The following is a 19,624-nucleotide window of genomic DNA, read 5'->3' on the forward strand; positions in this document are numbered from 1 at the left end:
AAAAGATTATTCTTAGATTAATGCGGTGTCAATCTTTCCGTGATGCAGATTATCCAGGAGGCTTTGAAGGCAGGAATCGGCTGCGGTAGGCCCCTGGCGTCATGCCGGTACGGGCATGGAAGAGACGGGAAAAGGCGCTGGTGTCTTCGTAGCCTACCGCCCGGGTGATTTCTGACAGGCGTCGGTGGGGCTGTTCCAGCAGTTTCTTGGCCTTTTCCACACGCAGCTGCTGGAGATAGCGGAGGGGCGTGTCGCCGGTGGCGTTGCGGAAGCGGCGCTTGAAGGTGCGCGGGGTCATGTGGAAGCGTTCGGCCAGTTCGTCCATGCGGATGGATTCGGCCAGGTGTTCGGCCAGCCAGTCCTGCACCGCGCTGATGGCCTCGTCCTGGTGGTAGCGTCGGGCATGGATGCTGCCATAGGCGGCCTGGCTTTCCCGCCCCATGTCCATGACGAAGGCCCGGGCCAGGGCGCGGGCGGTATCCACGCCACAGTAGCGTTCCACCAGGAAAAGGCCCAGATCCAGCCAGGCCATGCCGCCGCCCGCGCAGAAGACATTGTCGTCCGCTGTGATCAGACGGTGCGGACACAGGTCCACCTCCGGGTAGCGTTCGCGGAAAAGGCCACTGTAGCCCCAGTGGGTGGTGGCCTCGCGACCGTCCAGAAGGCCCGCCTCCCCAAGCAGGAAAGCACCCGTGCAGTTACTGGCCAGGTCGCGGCCTTCGTCATGCCAACGCCGGAGCAGGGGGAGTAGCGCCCGGTTGGCATTCAGGGTCTCATCAATGTCGCCACCGATGGTCGGAATGATCATCAGGTCGGCGGGGGGCGCCGCATCCCAGCGGCTACCGGCCATGAGGCTGACGCCATTGACGCAATGGCAGGGACCACCATCGGCGGTCGCCAGGGTGACGCTGAACCTGGGTTCCGGCTGTTCATCGTGGATGCGGGCCCAGGTCACACCCGCCATCCGGAACAGGTCCATGACGCCGGTAATGGCGGTGGCCAGGGCTTTCTCGAAGCCGATTATGGTGATCTGGTAGTGTTCCGACTGCGGCATTCCGGCATCGATGGGTGGCAGGATCAGCCAATATTGTGTCATTGATGACAGTAGGCGGCCATGGCCGGTTGTGGCAACGTGGGAACGGAATAAACCAGCGGAGACTCAATCGTCATGGCCGATACCCTGCTTGATCGACGCGACCTGGCCTTCCAGCTCTACGAAGTGCTGGACACCGAATCCCTAAGCGAGCGTGAGCGCTTCAGCGACCACAGCCGCGAGACCTTCGATGCGGTGTTCGATACCGCAGAGCGGATCGCCCGGGAGCAATTCGCCAGCCACAACAGCCTGGCGGACAAGGAAGAGCCCCGTTTTGAGGATGGCCGGGTGGTCATGCGCCCGGAAGTGAAAGCGGCGGTGGATGCCTACGCCGAAGCCGGATTCATTGCGGGGCGCTATGATTACGATCTGGGCGGCATGCAACTGCCCGAGACCGTCATGACGGCCTGCAATGGCTTTTTCATGGCGGCCAATCCCAGCACGGCGGGCTATCCCTTCCTGACGACGGCGGCCGCCAACGTCATCCGGACCTTTGGCTCCGAGCAACAGCAGCAATGGTTCCTGCAACCGATGCTGGAAGGGCGCTTTACCGGCACCATGGCGCTGAGTGAGCCTCAGGCGGGCTCGTCACTGGCCGATATTCGCACCTCGGCCAAGCCCACGGACGAGGGCCACTACCTGATCAAGGGCGCCAAAATTTGGATCTCAGGCGGTGAGCATGAACTCAGTGACAACATCGTCCATCTCGTGCTGGCGCGCATGCGGGGTGCGCCAGATGGAGTCAAGGGCATTTCTATGTTCATCGTGCCCAAGTACCGGCTCGATGAGAATGGTGAGCCCGGCGAGCGCAACGGGGTGGGGCTCGCCGGCCTGATCCATAAGCTCGGGTACAGGGGGACCACCTCCACAGCGTTGAGTTTCGGTGACGACGCGGACTGTCACGGCTACCTGGTGGGCGACCCCCACCAGGGACTCAAGTACATGTTCCAGATGATGAACGAAGCGCGGGTCGGAGTGGGCTTTGGCGCGGCCGCCATCGGTTACAGGGGCTATCAGCATAGTCTGGAATACGCCCGCGATCGCCGGCAGGGACGGCCACCTTCCGAGAAGGACCCGACCGCCGAGCCGGTACCGATCATCCAGCATGCGGACGTACGACGCATGCTGCTGGCGCAGAAGTCCTGGATGGAAGGCGCACTTGCGCTCTGCTTCTACGGCGCGCGGCTGATGGACGACAGCCATACGCACCCGGATGAGGCGCAGCGCCGCCAGGCACGCCAGATGCTGGATCTGCTGACGCCGGTGATCAAGGCCTGGCCCTCAGAGTACGGCCCGAAGGCCAATGACCTCGCGATCCAGGTGTACGGCGGTTCCGGCTATACCCGCGAATACCCGGTAGAGCAGTGCTGGCGGGATAACCGCCTCAACCCCATCCATGAGGGGACCAACGGGATCCAGGCCATGGACCTGCTGGGGCGTAAGGTCTGGCAGGGCAACGGCGAGGCCATCCAGCAATTGTTCGGGGCGATCCAGGCGGACCTGCAGAAGGCGCCCGACGAACGTTGCCGGCAATGGGCCCATTCACTGAGCGAAACCCTGCAGCAGGCGGGTAAGGTCACCCAGTCCCTGGGTCAGGCGCTGGCGCAGGAGGCTCCAGAGAAGGGGCTGGCGAATGCCAGCGTCTATCTGCGCCTCTTTGGTCATATCTGCGTGGCCTGGATGTGGCTGCGCCAGGCCAACGCTGCCAGTGAAACGCTGTCGGGGCAGCTCTCAGAGGCGGATGAGGCGTTCTACCAGGGTAAGCTTCAGGCGGCCCAGTACTTCTTCCACTGGGAGCTGCCAACGGTCGCCCAGGATCTGGTTCTTCTTCAGAATCAGGATGATACCTGCTATGCCATGCGTGACGACTGGTTCTGAGGAGGCGGCTATGAGTCTGGTTAACGTTGAAGCGCAAGATCACATCCTTTTCATCGGCCTGAACCGGCCGGAGAAAATGAACGCCATGAACCGGCAGATGTACCACGACGTTGCCGCCGCCTACGGCTGGCTCAATCGGGACCCGGAGCTGCGTGTGGGGTTGGTCTATGCCGAGGGCGAGCACTTCACCTCGGGTCTGGAGCTGGACGACTGGGCAGGGGTGTTCGCCAACGGCGAGGGGCTGACCCTGAACGAGGGGGAGATGGACCCTTTCGGGATCGTTGGGCCAGCCATGGACAAGCCCGTGGTCTACGCCACTCAGGGGATCTGCTTTACCTGTGGTGTGGAGATGATGCTCAACACGGACATCCGGGTGGCCGCGCACAATACCCGCTATGGTCAGCTGGAGGTTAGGCGGGGCATCTTCGCTTGCGGCGGCGCGACCATCCGCCTGCAGGAGGAAATTGGTTGGGCCAACGCGCAACGCTACCTGCTGACCGGTGACGAATGGAGTGCCTCCCAGGCCCACGAATGGGGCCTGGTTCAGCAGCTGGTGGCGCCAGGAGAACAGCTCGAGCGTGCCCGTGAGCTGGCGCAAAAGGTCGCCCATGCCGCACCGCTTGGTGTTCAGGGTAGTCTGCGCTCCTCCCGTATCGCCAGGACTGAAGGGCATGACGCGGCCAAAGCACGCCTTTTCCCTGAGCTTGCACCGGTGATGCGCAGTGACGACGTTCAGGAAGGTATACAGTCTTTTCTGGAACGCCGCGATGCCGTTTTCAGAGGGCGCTGATTGCGTGTCGAGTGCGGAGACGCCGGTTGATCCATGGTTGGTGCCCCGATATGCTGCCAATCTTAATTGGTTGTAACCTTGCAAGAGATCGAACACGATGGACGACTGGCAGATCGACGTGGAGGGCCAGAAGGCTCGTCACAGCAGCGGCCTGGAGCTGACATTTGAGGGGCGCCCTCGGACCAAGCATTTCTCAGGCAGTCCCTCGAAAGTGCCTGACGGCATGCAGTCTCTGGAGTTGGTGCGTTTGATCCGTGAAGGCTATCAGGCGTTTGAGGAAGCTTGGCCGGAAGAGGGTGGCCCGCATGTGGCGCAGACCACCGGCAAGCCCCAGCAGGAAGAGGGCAGTGGCGTGAAGGTCAGCCACCGCCGTCGTCGCAAGGTTTCGCGCAGCAACTCACCAGGGTAATTCGGAGCCGTCCGAGTGGCGGAAGCTGCCGCTGTTCTCCTGATTCAGCTCATCCACCCGCTGGATCAGTCGTTGCGCAGCTTCATCCGGTGTGAGGTGGCCGGTATTGCCGGTCATGGCCGTCTGAACGTAACCCGGATGCAGGATGCCGACGCTGATGCCCCTGGGCTGCAGATCGACCGCGAGTGATTTCGCGGCTGCATTGAGTGCCGCTTTGGTCATCCGATAACCATAACGCCCGCCCGAGTCATTGTCCGCTATTGACCCCATTCGCGAGGTCATCATGGCCACTTTGCCGTTTTTCGGGATCAGCTCAAGCAGTGAATCGGTCACTTTCAGTGGCCCCAGAGTGTTGACCTCGAATTCGGTCTGGATGCGGTCCCAGTCCATGTCCTTGAGGTTCTCATCGGTCATAAGGCCGGCGTTGTTGTAGAGCACATCAATCGTCTCGCCCTCGAGATTACGTCTTGCCTTACCGAGACTGATGTCGTCAGTGACATCCACACCCTCAATGATGTTGACGCCCAAGGACTTGAGCTCATCCGAGGCCGCCCGGCACAGGGCCGTTACCCGATCCCCGCGTTCATGCCACTGGCGGGCGAGCTCCAGTCCGATACCACGGTTCGCGCCGGTTATGACCACGTGCTGGCTCATGTATCCTCCTGTAGCAATGTAACTGTTCCCCGTAGGCTGATCTGGTAACCTACATCGTTGTCATACTCTATTACGAAATGTTGGAGGAAGAAAACGTGTTGCAATTGGTAAAGCCAGTGATGGCGACAGCGCTGGCACTGACTCTCACAGCACCAGCGCTGGCCCAGGAGTCGGACAACTGGAGTGGATCCGTTGAGGCGGGGCTCGTGGAAACATCCGGCAATACCGAGGAAACCACCATTTCCGGCGAGGCGGATGTGACCCGCGACTGGAATAACTGGCGGCAGAATGTTCTGCTCCAGTCGCGGTATGCGGAGCAGTCCGGTGAACGGACCGCGGAACGCTATACCGCCAGCACCCAGCTGGACTACAAGTTCAACCCCAATAACTTCGTCTTTGTCCGGGGCCGTTACTCCAATGATGATTTCAGTGGTTACCAGTTCCAGGCCTCGACCTCGGCCGGCTACGGGCGCCGCTTCTGGGGCGAGGGCGATAGCCATTTCGATCTTTCTACGGGCCTTGGTTATCGCTACAGCAAGTTCGATAAGCCGGAGTTGGGCGAAGGGGACGAGCGCGAAGGTGCCATTGGCCGTCTGGCGGGGGATTTCCGTTATCAGTTGTCCGAAACCGCGCACTTGCGGCAGGAAGCGGAAACTGAGGTAAGGCTGGATGATGGCGAAGCCATGTCCCGCTCAGTGACCTCCCTGAAGGCGAACGTCAACAGCTCCCTGGCTCTGAAGTTATCTTACACCGTTGAGCATGACTCGAACCCGCCCGAGGATTCCGAGAGAACGGATACCATCACAGCCGTGACCCTCCTCTACGGATTCTGACCGGGCATAAAAAACCCCGCATTGGCGGGGCTTTCAGCGTAATCCGGGAGCGCGATTATTTGGACATCTCGTCCACGCGCTTCTGGATTTCCGGATTGGAATTGTAGGCTACGGCAATGGCGTTGTATTTCTCAACGGTCATGCCTTCTTCCTCAATCACCTCGACCATCTCGGTCTGGGCTTTCTGCTGCAGTTCGCGGGCTTTGTCTTCGGATTCGGCTGACTCAATCTGCGAGACATAGTCTTCGCGGACTTTGCCGATTTTGTCCTGAAGCTCAACAAAGTTTTTGAGCTCTTTGTCGGAGAAGTCAGCGTTTTGCTGCTGTTCCGGTGCTCCCATGCTTTGGCCCTGGCCCTGGCCCTGGCCCTCGCCCTGCTGTTGTTGCTGCTGCTGGCCCTGACCTTCAGCGCCGTTGCCGCTGCTGTAGTCCTGGGCTACCGCGGACATACCAGCGGTACTGAGTGCGAATGCGACAGCTGCAGTAAGAGTCTTCAGTTTCATGTTGATACCTCCTCAAGGTAACGGGTTGTGTGGTGCGACACCCGGTAGGAATCAACTGCTGTGCCAGAACAACAAGGGATGAACAGGTGTTAAAAGAAAACGCCTCCCGAAGGAGGCGTTCATGGCTGCGTGGTAAGGGTTACTCGCCGGCCATCTCGTCGACCCGCTTCTGGATGTCCGGGTTGGAGTTATACGCCACGGCAATGGCGTTGTACTCCTGAACGGACATGCCGGCATCCTCAATGGCGGTGACCATCTCGGACTGCGCTTCCTGCTGAAGCTTGCGCGCCTTGTCTTCTGACTCCGCTGCCTCGATCTGGGAAACGTATTCCTTGCGGATCTCACCGATTCGATCCTGCAGGTCAACGAACTGCTGCAGTTCCTCATCAGAGAAGTCCGCCGGCTTCTGGGATTGCTCCATGCCCGGATCCTGCTGGCCTTCTTCGCCGCTGCCGTAATCCTGGGCGAGGGCTTGGGTGCCGGTCAGGCCGAGAGCCAGTGCAAGCGCAAGACTGGTGATTCGAATCATAATGGAAGTCTCCTTGGTGGGAAAATCAGAGTGGTGTCTGCAGGAGCCATGCCATGCGTGATCCTCTCTGAAAAGTTTCTTTTTTTTAATAACTTACCGATCTTGCCATAAAAAAAGAACCAGCCTTTGGGTTGTCTCAGGGTGTGACATAATGACACATGAGACACAGGTGTGTGACATTATGCCACCTGTTCCCAGGAGTGAATCATGAAGCGTCTGCATTTACCTGGTCTCCAGAACACCCTGATACTGGCGGTGGTTCTGCCGCTACTGCTGATCAGCGGCGCGGCTGTTTACTGGGGGCTGGGAGTCATCCAGTCCCATGACGAAAAACGTCTGCAGCAGGAATTGGCGCTGCTCGCCCAGGCGACTCGCTATCCGCTCTCGCGTGCCCTTCAGAGCGGGGACTACGTTCAGGTCAATGACATCACCACCTCCATTTTCAGTGTCGGGCGTGTTTATGGTGCATCGGTCTATGACCAACGCGGCGACCGTGTTTCCCAGGTGGGCATCGTGGACCGGGACGTGAGTGACAGCCGCAGCGCGGCGGATGCGGTGACCCAGGGGGATGAGCTGGGCACCTACCGTGAAATCGATGGCGAGAATGTGTTCTCGCACTTCACGCCGCTTTTCAGCGAAGACGGCCGCATCATAGGTTTGTTGCAGATCACTCGTCGGCGCAGCGACTTTGACCAAAGGCTGGCGGATCTGCGTCGCAATGCCTGGTGGATCTGGTCGCTGGCGGCTGGAGCCATCATGCTGGTGGCGATCGGCGGGCATTACGGTGGTGTGGGGCGCCATGTGGGCGGACTTTCGGCAGTTATGGCCAGGGTTCGGGGAGGTGATCGCCGGATCCGGGCGCCGCTGCGCGGACCACGGGAAACACGCCAGTTGGCGGCGGCCCTCAACGAAATGCTCGATAGTATCGAGGCCGCGGAACAGGAAATTCTTGACCAGAAGGCTCGGGAGACACGACTCAACCAGCGGCTCCAGCATCAGGAGAAAATGGCCATGATCGGGCGCGTGGCCGGCGGCGTGGCGCATGAGCTGGGGGCACCATTGAGTGTGATAGATGGTCGCGCGCGGATGCTGGAGCGGCGTGCCGAGCATGAACGCGGACGGCGCAATCTTGAGGATATACGCCATCAGGTCCAACGTATGACACGGATCGTGCAGCAGCTTCTGGACTGTTTCCGGCATTCTCCCAGTGCCGTTGAGGGGCGCTTCACCACCGAAGAGCTGGTGGCCGGTGTGGTCGACGCTCATGGTGACGCCCCCGAAGGCGTAACGTTGGCGATCCACAATGAAACCCCTGGGGCAGTGATCCATGGCGACCGGACGCGCTGTGAGCTGGCTGTCTCCAACCTGCTGCGCAACGCCTTCCTTGCGGCGGACTCCAGGGTCGTACTCAGTGTCCGCAGTGGCTCCCAGGCCATTGCCGTGACGGTCGAGGACGATGGCCCTGGCATACCACGGGAAGATCGTGAATCCGTCCTTGAGCCTTTTCATACAACCCGGGCAGCTGGCGAGGGAACCGGCCTGGGGCTAACTGTGGTGCGCAGTGTCATGCAGGAACACAACGGGGGTATCATCATTGCAACCAGCCGCTGGGGTGGCTGCGCTGTGGTGCTGCAGTGGCCCAGAGTTGCGGAACCGGAAGAAGGTGAGGTCGGATGAGTGTCCGTATCCTGGTGATTGAGGACGATTCGAGTCTGCTGGATCTGCTGCGGGAGGAGCTTGAGGCGGAAGCCTATCAGGTGGCCACCGCACAGAGAGCCGATGAGGGCGTTCAGCTCTGTCATGAGTGGGGGCCGGATCTGGTGGTCTCGGATCTGCGGCTGCCGGATGGTGATGGCATGGCGGTTCTGCGTGACACCCAGACGGTTGCCGAGCCGCCCCTGTTCGTTCTGATCACCGCTTTCGGCACGGTGGACCAGGCAGTGGACGCTCTCAAGGCCGGCGCGGACGAGTTCCTGACCAAACCTCTGTCCATGGATCATCTTCTGCTGATGATCCGACGGCTGCTGGAACAGCGTGCCCTGCGCCGCGAGGTGGATGCCTACCGTGCCAGTGGCAGCGCGGCGGGTTTCCACGGAATCATCGGTGGCAGCGACCCCATGCATCGCCTTTATGACCAGATTCGACAGGTGGCAACTGGGGCCATGCCGGTTCTGGTGCTGGGGGAAAGCGGGGTTGGCAAGGAGCTGGTGGCACGTGCCATCCACGCGGAAAGTCCGCGGGCAGAGTTACCTTTTGTGGCGGTCAACTGTGCGGGGATTCCAGCGGATCTGATGGAAAGTGAATTCTTCGGCCACGCCAGGGGCGCTTTCACAGGGGCCGACCGGGCCCGGACAGGCCTTTTCGGGCAGGCCGATGGTGGCACGCTCCTGCTGGACGAGATCGCGGAAATGCCCATGGCGTTGCAAGCCAAACTGCTGCGCGCGCTTCAGGAGGGCTCAATCCGCCCGGTCGGTTCGGATACCGAGCAGAGCGTGGATGTGCGCGTTATCGCGGCGACCCACCAGAATCTGCAGGCCCGTGTGGCCAGCGGTGATTTCCGCGAGGATCTTTACTACCGTCTGGAAGCGCTTGCGCTTGAGGTGCCTCCGTTACGTGATCGCAGTGATGACGTCGAACGGCTGGCCATGTTCTTTCTGGACGCCTCGCTGCGGCGCAGCGAACGTGGCGATGTGCATTTTGACGATGCGGCTCTGGCCTGCCTGCGCGCCTATCACTACCCGGGCAATATTCGCGAGCTGGCCAATGTGGTCGAGCGTGCCGTTACTTTCTGCAATGGTGAACGGATTCTGCCGGAGCATCTGCCGCCAAGGGTGCGTGAAGCCAGCGGTGGCAGCCAGAAACCGGCTGAGCCAGCAGCGGCGGAAAACGCCGGACTCATCGCATCAGGTGAGCCGCTGCCGACTCTGGAAACGCTGCAGCAGCGGTATGTGGAACACGTACTGGCCAAAGTTGACGGCAACAAACGCCAGGCCGCGCGCGTTCTGGGCGTGAACCGTCGCACGCTCTATCGTTGGCTGTCAGAGGATGAAGAAGATTCCGTGTAACCCCGCAGCCTGTCCATTTCATCCCAGGGCTCGCCGTGGGTGCGTTCCCGGCAGGTGACACGCCGGTGCAGGGCCGCGCGAGCCATCATGTGGGCGCTGACCGGAGCGGTGGCGAACAGGAAAACGGTGATCAGGATTTCCTGTACGCTCAGGCCCGGGTGACCCACTGCGAACCAGATCATCGATCCCATCAGGGTCGCGCCCACGCCCAGAGTGCTGGCCTTGGTGGGACCGTGCAGACGCATGTAGAAATCCGGCATGCGGGCCAGTCCAATGGAGCCCAGAAGGGCGACCACCGCGCCCCCTAGAAACAGAGTGGCAATCAATGCATCCAGCCAGAGCGGCAGGGCCAGGCTATCTTCCATCATTCGATTACATCCCCGCGTACCAGATACTTGGTCATTGCCACTGTGCTCACAAAACCCATCAGTGCGATCAACAGTGCCGCTTCAAAAATCAGTGATGAATCCACGTAGATGCCACCCAGAACGATCACGGCAATGGCGTTGATGTTGAGCGTATCCAGCCCCAGGATCCGGTCGATGATGTCCGGCCCACGCAGCAGCCGATAGAGGTTCAGGAGCAGGCTCAGGCTGAACAGCGCCAGGGCGATGGGCACTATGGTTGCAGTCATTCCAGGATCTCCTTGAGCGGTGTTTCATAGCGCTCGCGGATGTGTTCGATGAGCTCCGCCTCGTCTTCGAGATGCAGTGCGTGCACCAGCAGATAATGCCGGTCTGGACTCAGGCCCGCGGATACGGTTCCGGGTGTGAGCGAAATGCTGCTGGCGAGCAGCGTGATGGCGAATTCGTTGGTCACCGACAACGGGTAACGGATGAAGCCCGGCTGCAGAGATCCGGGATCGCGCAGGATCAGTCGTGCCACGGTCAGGTTCGAACGCAGGATGTCCACCAGCAGCCGCATCAGGTACAGCAGCAGCCGGCCTGGATTGTGCAGATGAGGGCGCTCGGGCCAGAACTGCTGGGTGGAGAAGGGGATCAGCCAGCTCAGAACTGCGCCGATTAGAAGCTGGCCGGGGCTGACCGAATTTACCAGAAGCAGCCAGAGCACCAGAAGGAACAGCGAAAAGTGGGGCCGGGGCCACCAGTGGGTCAGCTGTGGCATTAGTGGCATTTCAGTGCCCTCCCGTCATCTCGAGTCCGGCCTCATGGACGGCTCTTACGTAATCGCCAGGCGCCATCAGCTGTGCTGCTACCGACCGAGTATAGTCCGCCAGGGGGGCGGCGGTGAGGCTTAGTATGAGTCCTGCGCTCACGAGAGTGAGTACACAAGCAAAGCGCACGCGGTCGGCCCGCATTTCATGGTCCCGCTCCGGTGACTGGCGCCAGAAGAACTTGCTGCCAGCCCGGCTGAGGGCGATCAGCATCAAAAAACCAGCCCCGAGCAGCAACGGCCAGTAAAGGCCGGCTACCCCCTCGCCGAGGCTAGCCTGCAGAAGCCACGCCTTGCTTACAAAGCCACTGAATGGTGGTAGCCCGGCCAGTGCCACTGCGGCGAAGAAGAACAGAATACCCAAAGTGCGCCGATCCTTCATGGCGGCGGTTGCAACCATGTAATCCCCGGCTGAACCCCGTTGGCGGCCAATAAGATCAGCGAACAGGAAGAAACCACCGGTAAGAAGCGTGGTGTGCACCAGGTAGAAAAGGCCCGCGGCGAGAGCCTCGGCGCTGCCCAGCGAAGCGATCGCCATGAGGGTCCCGGCGGAAACAACCACCATGTAGGCCGTCATGTTGCGCAGGCTGGTGGCGCCCAGAACGCCAATGCTGCCCAGGGCAAGGGTCGCCAGCGCCAGGGGCCAGAGCCATTGCCAGGCTGTCAGAGTGGCCAGTGGCTGATCCAGGGCGAAAGCCAGCGGAAAGACACGGAGCATGGCGTAGAGGCCGACCTTGGTCATGATCGCGAACAGGGCTGCCACGGGAGCCGCGGCCGCGGTGTAGGCCCGGGGGAGCCAGAACAGTAACGGCAGCAGCGCGGCTTTGACCCCGAAAACCACCAGCAGGATCAGGGAGGCGGCCTGCAGTAGCGGTTGGTCGGCTGGTGGCGCCTCGCTGATCCGCACGGCCAGGTCCGCCATGTTCAGGGTGCCGGTCAGACCATAGAGCATGCCCAGAGCCAGCAGGAAAAGCGCTGAGCCGATCAGGTTGATGACCACGTAATGCAGACCGGCCCGGCTGCGGGCGGTGCCGCCGCCATGCAGGAGCAGGGCGTAGGAGGCGATCAGCAGCACCTCGAAGAAAACGAAGAGATTGAATATGTCGCCGGTCAGGAAGGCACCGTTGAGACCCATAAGCTGGAACTGGAAGAGCGCGTGGAAATGGCTCCCGCTGTCATCATCGCCCCGGCAGGCGTAGATGATAGCTGGCAGCGCCAGGCTGGCGGTGAGCACCAGCATCAGGATGCTCAGACGGTCCGGCACCAGCACAATTCCAAAGGGCGGGGCCCAGCCACCCAGCGCGTACACCAGTCGACCCTGTTCAAGCACTGAAGCGCCAAGCCACAGAACCAAACCGAGCACTGCCAGTGTCGAGCCCAGGCTGATGAGTCTCTGGGCATTCAGGGTCAGGCGCGGCAGTGTGACCAGCAGCGCCCCGGTAAGTAGTGGTAGCAGTATGGGCAGAACCGGTAGGTGATTCATGGGCGCCAGTCCTCCTCTGGATCCACGCCGTCCACATGATCGCTGCGTAGCTCCACTGCAGCGCGCAGGGCCAGCACCACGACAAAGGCCGTCATGGCGAAGCTGATCACGATGGCTGTAAGGACCAGTGCCTGGGGTAAGGGGTCAGTGGGTCGAGCGGATTCGCCGATGACCGCCGGGGCGGCCAGCGCCAGTCGGCCACTGGCGAACAGGAAGAGATTTACCCCATGGGAGAGCAGGGTCAACCCCATGATGACCGGAAAGGTGCGACCCCTGAGTACCAGGTAGAGGCCACAGGTGGTGAGTACGCCAACAGCAATGGCATAGAGCGCTTCCATCTATCCGATCTCCTCGCCGGGGCCGTGCACGGTCATCAGTTTGCCCAGGTTGGCCAGGATCAACAGCGTGGCGCCAACCACAGTGGTGAAAACGCCCAGATCAAAGAGCAGGGCAGTGGCCAGTTCCAGGTGCCCCAACAATGGCAGATCATAATGGCCGAACCACGAGCTGAGGAAGGCTTCGCCGAACAGCAAGCTGCCCAGACCGGTACCACAGGCCAGAAGGAGTCCCAGCCCGATCAGCGGCCGGAAGGGAGTGAGCATGCGCCCATGGGCCCAGGCCAGGCTGCCTGCCATGTATTGGAGAGAAAGGGCTACCGCCGTGATCAGACCCGCGATGAAGCCGCCCCCGGGCATGTTGTGGCCGCGCAGGAAGATGTAGGCCGAGACCATCAGGGCGATGGGCAGAATCGGCCGTGCCATGGTGCGCAGGATCAGCGGATGAGGATTGGAGGCCCAGTACTGGCCCCGCTCCTGTGGAATACGATCTTTGAGCTGGAGGTTGCGGGTCAGCGCGAAGACTGCAACGGCCGCAATACCGAGAACCGTGATTTCGCCAAGGGTGTCGAAACCACGGAAGTCCACCAGAATGACATTGACGACGTTGCTGCCGCCACCGCCGGGTTTGCTCTGGCTCAGGAAGAACGCGGCAATGGTGCTTTGGGGTCGGGTCATGATGGCAAATGACACCAGGCCGACGCCGAGCCCGCCTAGTGTGGCAAGGCTGAGATCCCGTCCCTTACGCAAACGGCTCGACTCCCGCGGGGTGGTCTGGGGCAGAAAAGACAGAGCCAGCATCATGATGATCACCGCCATGACCTCCACCGAGAGTTGGGTCAGTGCGAGGTCCGGTGCCGAGAAACGGGCGAAGGTCAGGGTCACGAAAAGGCCGGCGCTGCCGAGCAGCAGCAGGGCGAACAGCCGCTGGTGATGCCCAAGTACCGTGCCAATCGCCGTGGCCATCAGCAGGACCAGACCCAGAGCCGTTAATGGATCTATCGGTGTCAGCGTTTCGCCGCCGTGCCACTGGATGCCGGAAAGCAGCACCGGCCCGGCCAGCACAATGGCGGACAGGATAATCAGGGCAACATAGCGCTGAACCGAGCCGTTCTCCAGCCCGTGTACCAGCCGTTCAGCCGCGCTTCCGGTACGCGTCATCAGCCACTCGAAGATCTCGCGGGCGTCTGCGGGTGGCAGCTGGTCATAGAGCCGGAACAGCGGTTCGCGTGCCATGTAAAGGAGCAGGCCACCCAGCATGGCCGCCAGGCTCATGAAGAAGGCGGTGCCGATGTGATGCAGCTGGTGCATGTCATAGGCCGGCAGCACACTGCCTTCAGCAGCGGACGCCACCGGGCCGATCAGGCCATGAACCACCGTTTTCGCGTGCCAGCTCACCAGAACAACCGCCAGCGCCAGTACAGCGGGCGGAACCTGGATGCCCACGTCAGGATTCTTGGGCGGCCAGACCGGCAGGTTCCGCGGCTTGCCGTTGAAGAACACGTTATGGAAGATACGGAAGGAATAAGCTGCGGAGAACAGGCCCGCGATGGCCGCGAGTGCCGGCGTCAGCCACTGCAGCGTCGGTGTTACCGACGCGTTCATGCTCTCGATGAAGAACATCTTCTTGCTCAGGTAACCACCGAGCAGCGGCAGCCCGGCCATGGAGGCCGCGGCTATGGCGCTGATGACGGCCAGTGCCGGAAGCGTGCGCCACAGCCCGTTGATCCGGCGCATGTCCCGGGTGCCGGTCGCCTTCTGAACAGCCCCCGCCATCATAAACAGCGGTGCTTTAAACAGGGCATGGTTCAGCAGGTGGAAAAGCGCCGCAACCATCGCCATGCGGGTGCTCAGGCCCATCAGCAGGGTGATCAGCCCCAGGTGGCTGACTGTGGAATAGGCCAGAAGCTCCTTGGTGTCATGCTTGAACATGGCGATGAAAGCGCCGGTCAGCAGTGTAGCCATGCCGGCGGTGGAAATGCTGTAGAGCCAGGCCTCCGTGTCGCCCAGCGCCGGGTTGAGGCGGGCAAGAAGGAAAATGCCGGCTTTGACCATGGTGGCCGAGTGCAGATAGGCGGAAACCGGCGTGGGGGCCGTCATGGCGTTCGGGAGCCAGAGGTGGAACGGGAACTGGGCGGACTTGGTCATGGCGCCAATCAGTACAAGGCCAAGCATCCAGGGGTAGAGCGGATCCGCCGTCAGCGCCGCTTCCGGCGCCAGGATGTCGCTCAGCCGGAAGCTGCCGACACTGTTGCCAATCAGAAGCACACCCGCCATCAGTGCCAGCCCGCCACCGCCGGTGATGACCAGCGTCATGCGCGCGCCGCGGCGGGCGGGGCGTTCGTCCTGGTGGAAGCCGATCAGCACGAAGGAGACCAGGCTGGTCATTTCCCAGAACACCAGCATGAACAGAAGGTTTTCGGAGGTCACGATGCCCAGCATGGCACCCATGAACGCGAGCATCAGCGAATGGAAACGAACGGCACCATGCTTGCCCGCGAAATAGAAATGGGCGTAGAGCGTGATCAGGATGCCCATGCCGGCAATGATGAGCGCGAAGAAAAGCCCCAGCGCATCCAGCCGGAAGGCGGGCGACAGCCCGATCCCGGGCAGCCACGGGTAGTGCTCGATGAGGACGGTTCCCGCGAGAACGTCCATGGCCTGGCTCAGCAGGATGCTGACCACGGCGAGGCCAATGGCGCCCGCGAGCAACGTGGGGAGCATGGCTGTCGAACGCCGCGAAACCAGCGGCGTGACCAAAGCCCCGAGCAGGGGCAATGCGACAATCGACAGCAGCATCATGAAAACAGACATCCATTCAGTTCTGACGGTGCGGAGGGTAATGGATGGGGCCTGGATTGTCAGTTACCCAGTGGAGGTATAGGCTGCTTGCGGTATGAGTGAGATCAGCGCCCAAACCCATGAGCAGGAGCATGCCACACTGGTGAGGCTGGAGCGGTTTGCCCGCCTGACCGACTCCCGCTTCCGGATTCCGTTCACCGATATCCGCTTCGGCATTGGCCCTCTACTCGGGGTGCTCCCGGGCATTGGGGATGTTGCCGGGCTGTTGCTGTCTCTGTATCTCATCCAGCAGGCCCGTCAGGTGGGTGCGCCGCCCTCCCTTCAGCTGCGCATGCTTGTCAACGGTCTGGTGGATGCCGTGGGCGGGACTCTGCCCGTTGCCGGCGATGTGTTCGATGTGTTCTACCGCGCCAACGATCGCAATGTCGCACTGCTGCGCGAGCATCTGGAAGCGCGGGTGTCTCTGCCACAACGGCGCACCTGGTCGCCCCCGTTGTGGCTGGTGGTGCTCGTTGTGTTTCTGGTTTCGGCAGGGGTGCTGATTGCGGTCTGACGCCCGTCGGATCTAGAACTTACGCCGCACGCCAAAGGCCTTTTCCGGCTTGCCGCTATTGCGCGCGACCGCGGTGCGCTGGTTGGCACGGCCGATAATCTTCTTCTGGAGCCGTGTCTCCCAATCAAGCGCCGTTTTATCATCAGCCTGCCAGGCGCGGTTGAACAGCAGTTTGTTACCGGCCACCGCATCCGGCGACTTTTCCTTCAGCTCGTCAACGAAGCTCAGCGCAGCTTCCAGCGGCTCCTCGCTCACATGAGTGACCATTCCCACACCAGCGGCATCCACACCGCTGATCACGCGTGCTGTCATCGCCAGTTCCTTGGCCTTATCAATGGGCATCAGCTCAGACAGCGTTGTGGTCAGGCTCATATCCGGAATCAGCCCCCACTTCGCTTCCATGATGGAAAACTCACAATCCGGCGTTGAATAGCGAAAGTCCGCCCCCAGCGCAAGCTGCAACCCACCGCCGTAACAAACCCCGTGTGTCACTGCGATCACCGGCGCCGGCACCTCCCGCCACAGATAGCCCACATCCTGGGCCAGATTGCTGATCCTGCGCCCCGACTTGAACAGCAGCTTTGCAAAGTTCACCGGATTCGCCGACACGCTCTTAACGTCCAGCCCCGAGCAGAACACCTTGCCCGCTCCCTGCAGAATCACCGCGCGGACGGACGTATCCTTCTTCAACCGCTTGGCTGTGGCAGTGAGGGCATCAAACATGGCCATATCCAGGCCGTTGTACTTGTTCGGCCGGTTCAGGGTGACCCAGGCGATGTCGTCATCAATTTCCAGTGTGACGCGGTCAGACATGGTGTTTCCTTATTCGGGCCGGATATATCGAAACCACTGAAAGGAAAGGGGCTGGTAATCTCTGACGGGAATGTCTGGAGCCATGGATGGCGGAAGACAAGCGTACAGGGATGTATTTACAGCGTTTCCCGGCAGAGGTTACCAGCCCCTATCCCGCTCGTACACTCAGGCTGGAGACGACGCCTCAGTTTGCATAGGCGCTTGATACCGCCGCAGCCGAAGGGCGTTGGTCAGCACACAGACACTGGAAGCCGCCATCGCCAGGGCCGCGAACATCGGCGACAGCAACACCCCGATGAACGGATACAGGACCCCGGCCGCCACCGGAATCAACAGCGTATTGTACCCGAACGCCCAGAACAGATTCTGCTTGATGTTGCGGATTGTGGCGCGGGAGAGTCCGATCGCATTGGGCACATTGCGCAGATCCCCGGACATCAGAACGACCTCCGCTGACTCAATAGCAATATCCGTGCCCGTGCCGATAGCGATGCCCACATCCGACTGCGCCAGCGCCGGCGCATCATTGATGCCGTCGCCCACGAAAGCCACCGACCGGCCCCCTTCCTGCAGCGCCTTGACCGCATCCACCTTGCCGTCCGGCAGCACCTCGGCCTGAACCTCATCAATGCCGCACTGTTGTGCAATCGCGTTGGCGGTGTGCTGGTTGTCGCCGGTGATCATGGCCACGCGCAGGCTGGCATCGTGCAGGTGCCGGATGGCATCGACTGTAGTCTCTTTGAGCGGGTCCGCCACGGCGATGACGGCCGCCAGCTGCCGGTCCACAGCGGCGTACAGGGGGGTGCGGCCCTGGTTGCCCAGCCGTTCCGCGGTGCTGCCGGCCTGCTCAGTGGGCACGCCCAGCTCCTTCATGTAACCGGCCCCGCCAAGGGCCACCTCGCGGCTATCAACATGGGCTATAACTCCTTTGCCGGTTGCGGTATCGAAACCGGACACTTCTGAAAGGCTCAGCTCACGTGCCCCGGCGGCGGCCACAATGGCCCTGGCGATGGGGTGCTCCGAGGCCTGTTCCACGCTGGCGATCATCCGCAGCAGCTCATCCTCCGGGTGTTCGCCCATCATCTCAAGATCCGTCAGTTCCGGCTGGCCCCGGGTGAGGGTACCGGTTTTGTCGAAGGTGACCACCTCGGTATCGCGCAGCCGCTGCAGGGCATCGCCGCGGCGGAAGAGAATGCCCACCTCGGCGCCTTTGCCGGTACCCACCATGATAGAGGTGGGCGTTGCCAGGCCCATGGCGCAGGGGCAGGCGATGATCAGTACGGCCACACCGTTGATGAGCGCGAAGCTCAGGGCCGGATCCGGCCCGAACAGTAGCCAGATGCCGAAGGTCAGGGCAGCCGCCGCCATCACCAGTGGTACAAAGACACCAGCCACCCGGTCCACCAGAGCCTGGATGGGGAGCTTGGAGCCCTGGGCCTCCTCTACCATGTGTACAATCTGCTGCAGCGTGGTGTCGTTACCCACACGTGTCGCCGTGAAGGTGAGGCTGCCGGACTGGTTGATGGTGCCGCCGACGACCTCGTCCCCCTCGCCTTTCTGCACGGGCACGGGCTCGCCGGTGATCATGGATTCATCCACCCAGGAACCTCCGCCACTCACGGCACCGTCCACAGGGATCTTCTCGCCGGGGCGCACCTGGACTGTGTCGCCCTCGGTTACTTCGTCAATGGCAATCTCCTGCGCGTCGCCGTCGCGGATCACACGCGCCGTGCGCGCCTGGAGTGTGAGCAGGCGTTTAATGGCTTCGCCGGTTCGCCCCTTGGCTCGGGCCTCCAACAGGCGCCCGACGAGAATCAGGGTCACGATGACGGCGGCGGCCTCATAGTAGACCTGAACCTGGCCTTCTGGCAGGGCGACGGGCAGGAATGTGGCCACAAGGGAATACCCCCAGGCTGCCGTGGCACCCAGCATGACCAGTGAGTTCATGTCTGGCCCGCCCCGCAGCAGTGCGGGTAGACCCTGGCGGAAGAAGCGCAGGCCGGGACCGAAAAGGACAACCGTTGCAAGAGCGAAGAACAGGTAATAAAGAGGCTGCTGGCCAATGGCCTGCATCTGCCATTCATGAAAGGCCGGGATGAAGTGGGCGCCCATGTCGAGGATGAAGACGGGCAGTGTGAACACAACAGCAATCGCCACGGAACGTGTCAGGGTTCGTGCCTCTTTGGCTTGGGCGTCCTCCTGCTCCTCATTCGAGGTTTCCTCATGGATCGCATTGGCCTGATACCCGGTTTCGTTGATGGCATGCGCCACGTCATCCGCGCTGACGGTGCCCGCGACGACCGTGATGATGGCCTTTTCGGTAGCCAGATTGACGCTAGCGCTAACAACTCCCGATAAGGCGCGGGCGGCTGCCTCCACACGGCTGACGCAGGACCCGCAATGCATGCCGGTGACCTGGAAACGGAAGGTTTCCGTCGCGACATCGAAGCCGGCCTGCTGCACCGCCTCTTTCAGCGCCTGAAGGGAAACGGCGTCCGCGGTATGAACGCGCGCCTTGCCTGTTGCCAGGTTCACGCTGGCCTCACTGACGCCGTCCACGCCGTTGAGGGCCTTTTCTGTCTTGCTTACGCAACCGCCGCAGTTGAGGCCCTCAATGGTGAGATCGTAGTCGCGATCTGTTGCGTTCGTTGTGCTCATAGCTGCTCCTTATGCCGTTGGGCTCAACGGCTGCGATCGTCGTTATAGACCCCT

General features: G+C 61.5%; 19 protein-coding genes. 7 read left to right on the forward strand and 12 right to left on the reverse strand.

Annotated elements, in window-relative coordinates; all coding sequences use genetic code 11:
- Nucleotides 1-49: 49 nt before the first annotated feature.
- Complete coding sequence (locus AAF659_RS10290; protein ID WP_349751659.1) at nt 50-1,096, reverse strand: GlxA family transcriptional regulator; 1,047 nt, start codon at nt 1,094-1,096, stop codon at nt 50-52.
- A 72-nt stretch (nt 1,097-1,168) separates the two neighbouring features.
- On the opposite strand from AAF659_RS10290, the gene AAF659_RS10295 reads away from it, so the two are divergent.
- The 3 genes from AAF659_RS10295 (at nt 1,169) to AAF659_RS10305 (ending at nt 4,170) form a co-directional block, all read left to right on the forward strand.
- Complete coding sequence (locus AAF659_RS10295) at nt 1,169-2,971, forward strand: acyl-CoA dehydrogenase (protein WP_349751660.1); 1,803 nt, start codon at nt 1,169-1,171, stop codon at nt 2,969-2,971.
- A 10-nt stretch (nt 2,972-2,981) separates the two neighbouring features.
- Nucleotides 2,982-3,761 (forward strand): crotonase/enoyl-CoA hydratase family protein, encoded by a 780-nt coding sequence (locus AAF659_RS10300; RefSeq protein ID WP_349751661.1) that lies wholly within the window; start codon nt 2,982-2,984, stop codon nt 3,759-3,761.
- Between the two features lie 97 nt (nt 3,762-3,858).
- Complete coding sequence (locus AAF659_RS10305; protein ID WP_349751662.1) at nt 3,859-4,170, forward strand: hypothetical protein; 312 nt, start codon at nt 3,859-3,861, stop codon at nt 4,168-4,170.
- Here the strand turns inward: AAF659_RS10305 and AAF659_RS10310 are convergent.
- The gene (locus AAF659_RS10310) at nt 4,159-4,824 is read right to left on the reverse strand and encodes an SDR family oxidoreductase (protein WP_349751663.1); all 666 of its coding nucleotides are present in this window, start codon (nt 4,822-4,824) and stop codon (nt 4,159-4,161) included. The two genes, AAF659_RS10305 and AAF659_RS10310, sit on opposite strands and share 12 nt — an antisense overlap.
- A 95-nt stretch (nt 4,825-4,919) precedes the next feature.
- On the opposite strand from AAF659_RS10310, the gene AAF659_RS10315 reads away from it, so the two are divergent.
- Nucleotides 4,920-5,657 carry a DUF481 domain-containing protein gene (locus tag AAF659_RS10315; protein ID WP_349751664.1) on the forward strand — a complete coding sequence of 246 codons (738 nt, stop codon included), beginning with the start codon at nt 4,920-4,922 and terminating at the stop codon, nt 5,655-5,657.
- Nucleotides 5,658-5,712: 55 nt separating this feature from the next.
- On the opposite strand, the gene AAF659_RS10320 is transcribed toward AAF659_RS10315, so the two are convergent.
- Together AAF659_RS10320 and AAF659_RS10325 are read right to left on the reverse strand one after the other, a co-directional pair.
- The gene (locus AAF659_RS10320; protein ID WP_349751665.1) at nt 5,713-6,159 is read right to left on the reverse strand and encodes a DUF4168 domain-containing protein; all 447 of its coding nucleotides are present in this window, start codon (nt 6,157-6,159) and stop codon (nt 5,713-5,715) included.
- Nucleotides 6,160-6,298: 139 nt separating this feature from the next.
- Nucleotides 6,299-6,688 (reverse strand): DUF4168 domain-containing protein, encoded by a 390-nt coding sequence (locus AAF659_RS10325; protein WP_349751667.1) that lies wholly within the window; start codon nt 6,686-6,688, stop codon nt 6,299-6,301.
- Nucleotides 6,689-6,895: 207 nt separating this feature from the next.
- Here AAF659_RS10325 and AAF659_RS10330 point away from each other — a divergent pair, with 207 nt between their 5' ends.
- Both AAF659_RS10330 and AAF659_RS10335 read left to right on the forward strand, forming a co-directional pair.
- Entirely contained in the window at nt 6,896-8,365 is a 1,470-nt protein-coding gene (locus tag AAF659_RS10330) for an ATP-binding protein (protein ID WP_349751668.1), read from the forward strand.
- Nucleotides 8,362-9,753 carry a sigma-54-dependent transcriptional regulator gene (locus AAF659_RS10335; protein WP_349751669.1) on the forward strand — a complete coding sequence of 464 codons (1,392 nt, stop codon included), beginning with the start codon at nt 8,362-8,364 and terminating at the stop codon, nt 9,751-9,753. The genes AAF659_RS10330 and AAF659_RS10335 overlap by 4 nt, the downstream gene beginning before the upstream one ends.
- On the opposite strand, the gene AAF659_RS10340 is transcribed toward AAF659_RS10335, so the two are convergent.
- Genes AAF659_RS10340 through AAF659_RS10365 form a run of 6 tightly spaced genes read right to left on the reverse strand, consistent with a single transcriptional unit; the run spans nt 9,714 to nt 15,546 of the window.
- Nucleotides 9,714-10,121: a Na+/H+ antiporter subunit G gene (locus AAF659_RS10340; protein ID WP_349751670.1), complete on the reverse strand. Its 408-nt coding sequence runs from the start codon at nt 10,119-10,121 to the stop codon at nt 9,714-9,716. The genes AAF659_RS10335 and AAF659_RS10340 overlap by 40 nt on opposite strands.
- A complete protein-coding gene (locus AAF659_RS10345) occupies nt 10,118-10,387 on the reverse strand; it encodes a K+/H+ antiporter subunit F (protein ID WP_349751671.1) in 270 nt (89 codons plus the stop codon). Before AAF659_RS10345 ends, AAF659_RS10340 begins: the two co-directional genes overlap by 4 nt.
- A complete protein-coding gene (locus AAF659_RS10350; RefSeq protein WP_349751672.1) occupies nt 10,384-10,887 on the reverse strand; it encodes a Na+/H+ antiporter subunit E in 504 nt (167 codons plus the stop codon). The genes AAF659_RS10345 and AAF659_RS10350 overlap by 4 nt, the downstream gene beginning before the upstream one ends.
- 1 nt (nt 10,888) lies before the next feature.
- Entirely contained in the window at nt 10,889-12,409 is a 1,521-nt protein-coding gene (locus AAF659_RS10355) for a monovalent cation/H+ antiporter subunit D (RefSeq protein WP_349751673.1), read from the reverse strand.
- Entirely contained in the window at nt 12,406-12,747 is a 342-nt protein-coding gene (locus AAF659_RS10360; RefSeq protein WP_349751674.1) for a Na+/H+ antiporter subunit C, read from the reverse strand. The genes AAF659_RS10355 and AAF659_RS10360 overlap by 4 nt, the downstream gene beginning before the upstream one ends.
- On the reverse strand, nt 12,748-15,546 hold the full coding sequence (locus AAF659_RS10365; RefSeq protein WP_349751675.1) for a monovalent cation/H+ antiporter subunit A: 2,799 nt from the start codon (nt 15,544-15,546) through the stop codon (nt 12,748-12,750).
- A gap of 94 nt (nt 15,547-15,640) precedes the next feature.
- Here AAF659_RS10365 and AAF659_RS10370 point away from each other — a divergent pair, with 94 nt between their 5' ends.
- Entirely contained in the window at nt 15,641-16,099 is a 459-nt protein-coding gene (locus tag AAF659_RS10370) for a DUF4112 domain-containing protein (RefSeq protein WP_349751676.1), read from the forward strand.
- A 12-nt stretch (nt 16,100-16,111) separates the two neighbouring features.
- On the opposite strand, the gene AAF659_RS10375 is transcribed toward AAF659_RS10370, so the two are convergent.
- Together AAF659_RS10375 and AAF659_RS10380 are read right to left on the reverse strand one after the other, a co-directional pair.
- Entirely contained in the window at nt 16,112-16,912 is an 801-nt protein-coding gene (locus tag AAF659_RS10375) for a crotonase/enoyl-CoA hydratase family protein (RefSeq protein WP_349751677.1), read from the reverse strand.
- A 165-nt stretch (nt 16,913-17,077) separates the two neighbouring features.
- Nucleotides 17,078-19,570: a heavy metal translocating P-type ATPase gene (locus AAF659_RS10380; protein WP_349751678.1), complete on the reverse strand. Its 2,493-nt coding sequence runs from the start codon at nt 19,568-19,570 to the stop codon at nt 17,078-17,080.
- Nucleotides 19,571-19,624 lie beyond the last annotated feature (54 nt).

Source organism: Salicola sp. Rm-C-2C1-2 (genome assembly GCF_040196175.1).
Lineage (GTDB): Bacteria > Pseudomonadota > Gammaproteobacteria > Pseudomonadales > Oleiphilaceae > Halospina.

What these genes read in the sequence shown, in the direction of transcription:
- AAF659_RS10290 (WP_349751659.1), bottom strand. Translation starts at nt 1,096, where the DNA reads ATGACACAATATTGGCTGATCCTGCCACCCATCGATGCCGGAATGCCG.
- AAF659_RS10295 (WP_349751660.1), top strand. Translation starts at nt 1,169, where the DNA reads ATGGCCGATACCCTGCTTGATCGACGCGACCTGGCCTTCCAGCTCTAC.
- AAF659_RS10300 (WP_349751661.1), top strand. Translation starts at nt 2,982, where the DNA reads ATGAGTCTGGTTAACGTTGAAGCGCAAGATCACATCCTTTTCATCGGC.
- AAF659_RS10305 (WP_349751662.1), top strand. Translation starts at nt 3,859, where the DNA reads ATGGACGACTGGCAGATCGACGTGGAGGGCCAGAAGGCTCGTCACAGC.
- AAF659_RS10310 (WP_349751663.1), bottom strand. Translation starts at nt 4,824, where the DNA reads ATGAGCCAGCACGTGGTCATAACCGGCGCGAACCGTGGTATCGGACTG.
- AAF659_RS10320 (WP_349751665.1), bottom strand. Translation starts at nt 6,159, where the DNA reads ATGAAACTGAAGACTCTTACTGCAGCTGTCGCATTCGCACTCAGTACC.
- AAF659_RS10325 (WP_349751667.1), bottom strand. Translation starts at nt 6,688, where the DNA reads ATGATTCGAATCACCAGTCTTGCGCTTGCACTGGCTCTCGGCCTGACC.
- AAF659_RS10330 (WP_349751668.1), top strand. Translation starts at nt 6,896, where the DNA reads ATGAAGCGTCTGCATTTACCTGGTCTCCAGAACACCCTGATACTGGCG.
- AAF659_RS10335 (WP_349751669.1), top strand. Translation starts at nt 8,362, where the DNA reads ATGAGTGTCCGTATCCTGGTGATTGAGGACGATTCGAGTCTGCTGGAT.
- AAF659_RS10340 (WP_349751670.1), bottom strand. Translation starts at nt 10,121, where the DNA reads ATGATGGAAGATAGCCTGGCCCTGCCGCTCTGGCTGGATGCATTGATT.
- AAF659_RS10345 (WP_349751671.1), bottom strand. Translation starts at nt 10,387, where the DNA reads ATGACTGCAACCATAGTGCCCATCGCCCTGGCGCTGTTCAGCCTGAGC.
- AAF659_RS10350 (WP_349751672.1), bottom strand. Translation starts at nt 10,887, where the DNA reads ATGCCACTAATGCCACAGCTGACCCACTGGTGGCCCCGGCCCCACTTT.
- AAF659_RS10355 (WP_349751673.1), bottom strand. Translation starts at nt 12,409, where the DNA reads ATGAATCACCTACCGGTTCTGCCCATACTGCTACCACTACTTACCGGG.
- AAF659_RS10360 (WP_349751674.1), bottom strand. Translation starts at nt 12,747, where the DNA reads ATGGAAGCGCTCTATGCCATTGCTGTTGGCGTACTCACCACCTGTGGC.
- AAF659_RS10365 (WP_349751675.1), bottom strand. Translation starts at nt 15,546, where the DNA reads ATGATGCTGCTGTCGATTGTCGCATTGCCCCTGCTCGGGGCTTTGGTC.
- AAF659_RS10370 (WP_349751676.1), top strand. Translation starts at nt 15,641, where the DNA reads ATGAGTGAGATCAGCGCCCAAACCCATGAGCAGGAGCATGCCACACTG.
- AAF659_RS10375 (WP_349751677.1), bottom strand. Translation starts at nt 16,912, where the DNA reads ATGTCTGACCGCGTCACACTGGAAATTGATGACGACATCGCCTGGGTC.
- AAF659_RS10380 (WP_349751678.1), bottom strand. Translation starts at nt 19,570, where the DNA reads ATGAGCACAACGAACGCAACAGATCGCGACTACGATCTCACCATTGAG.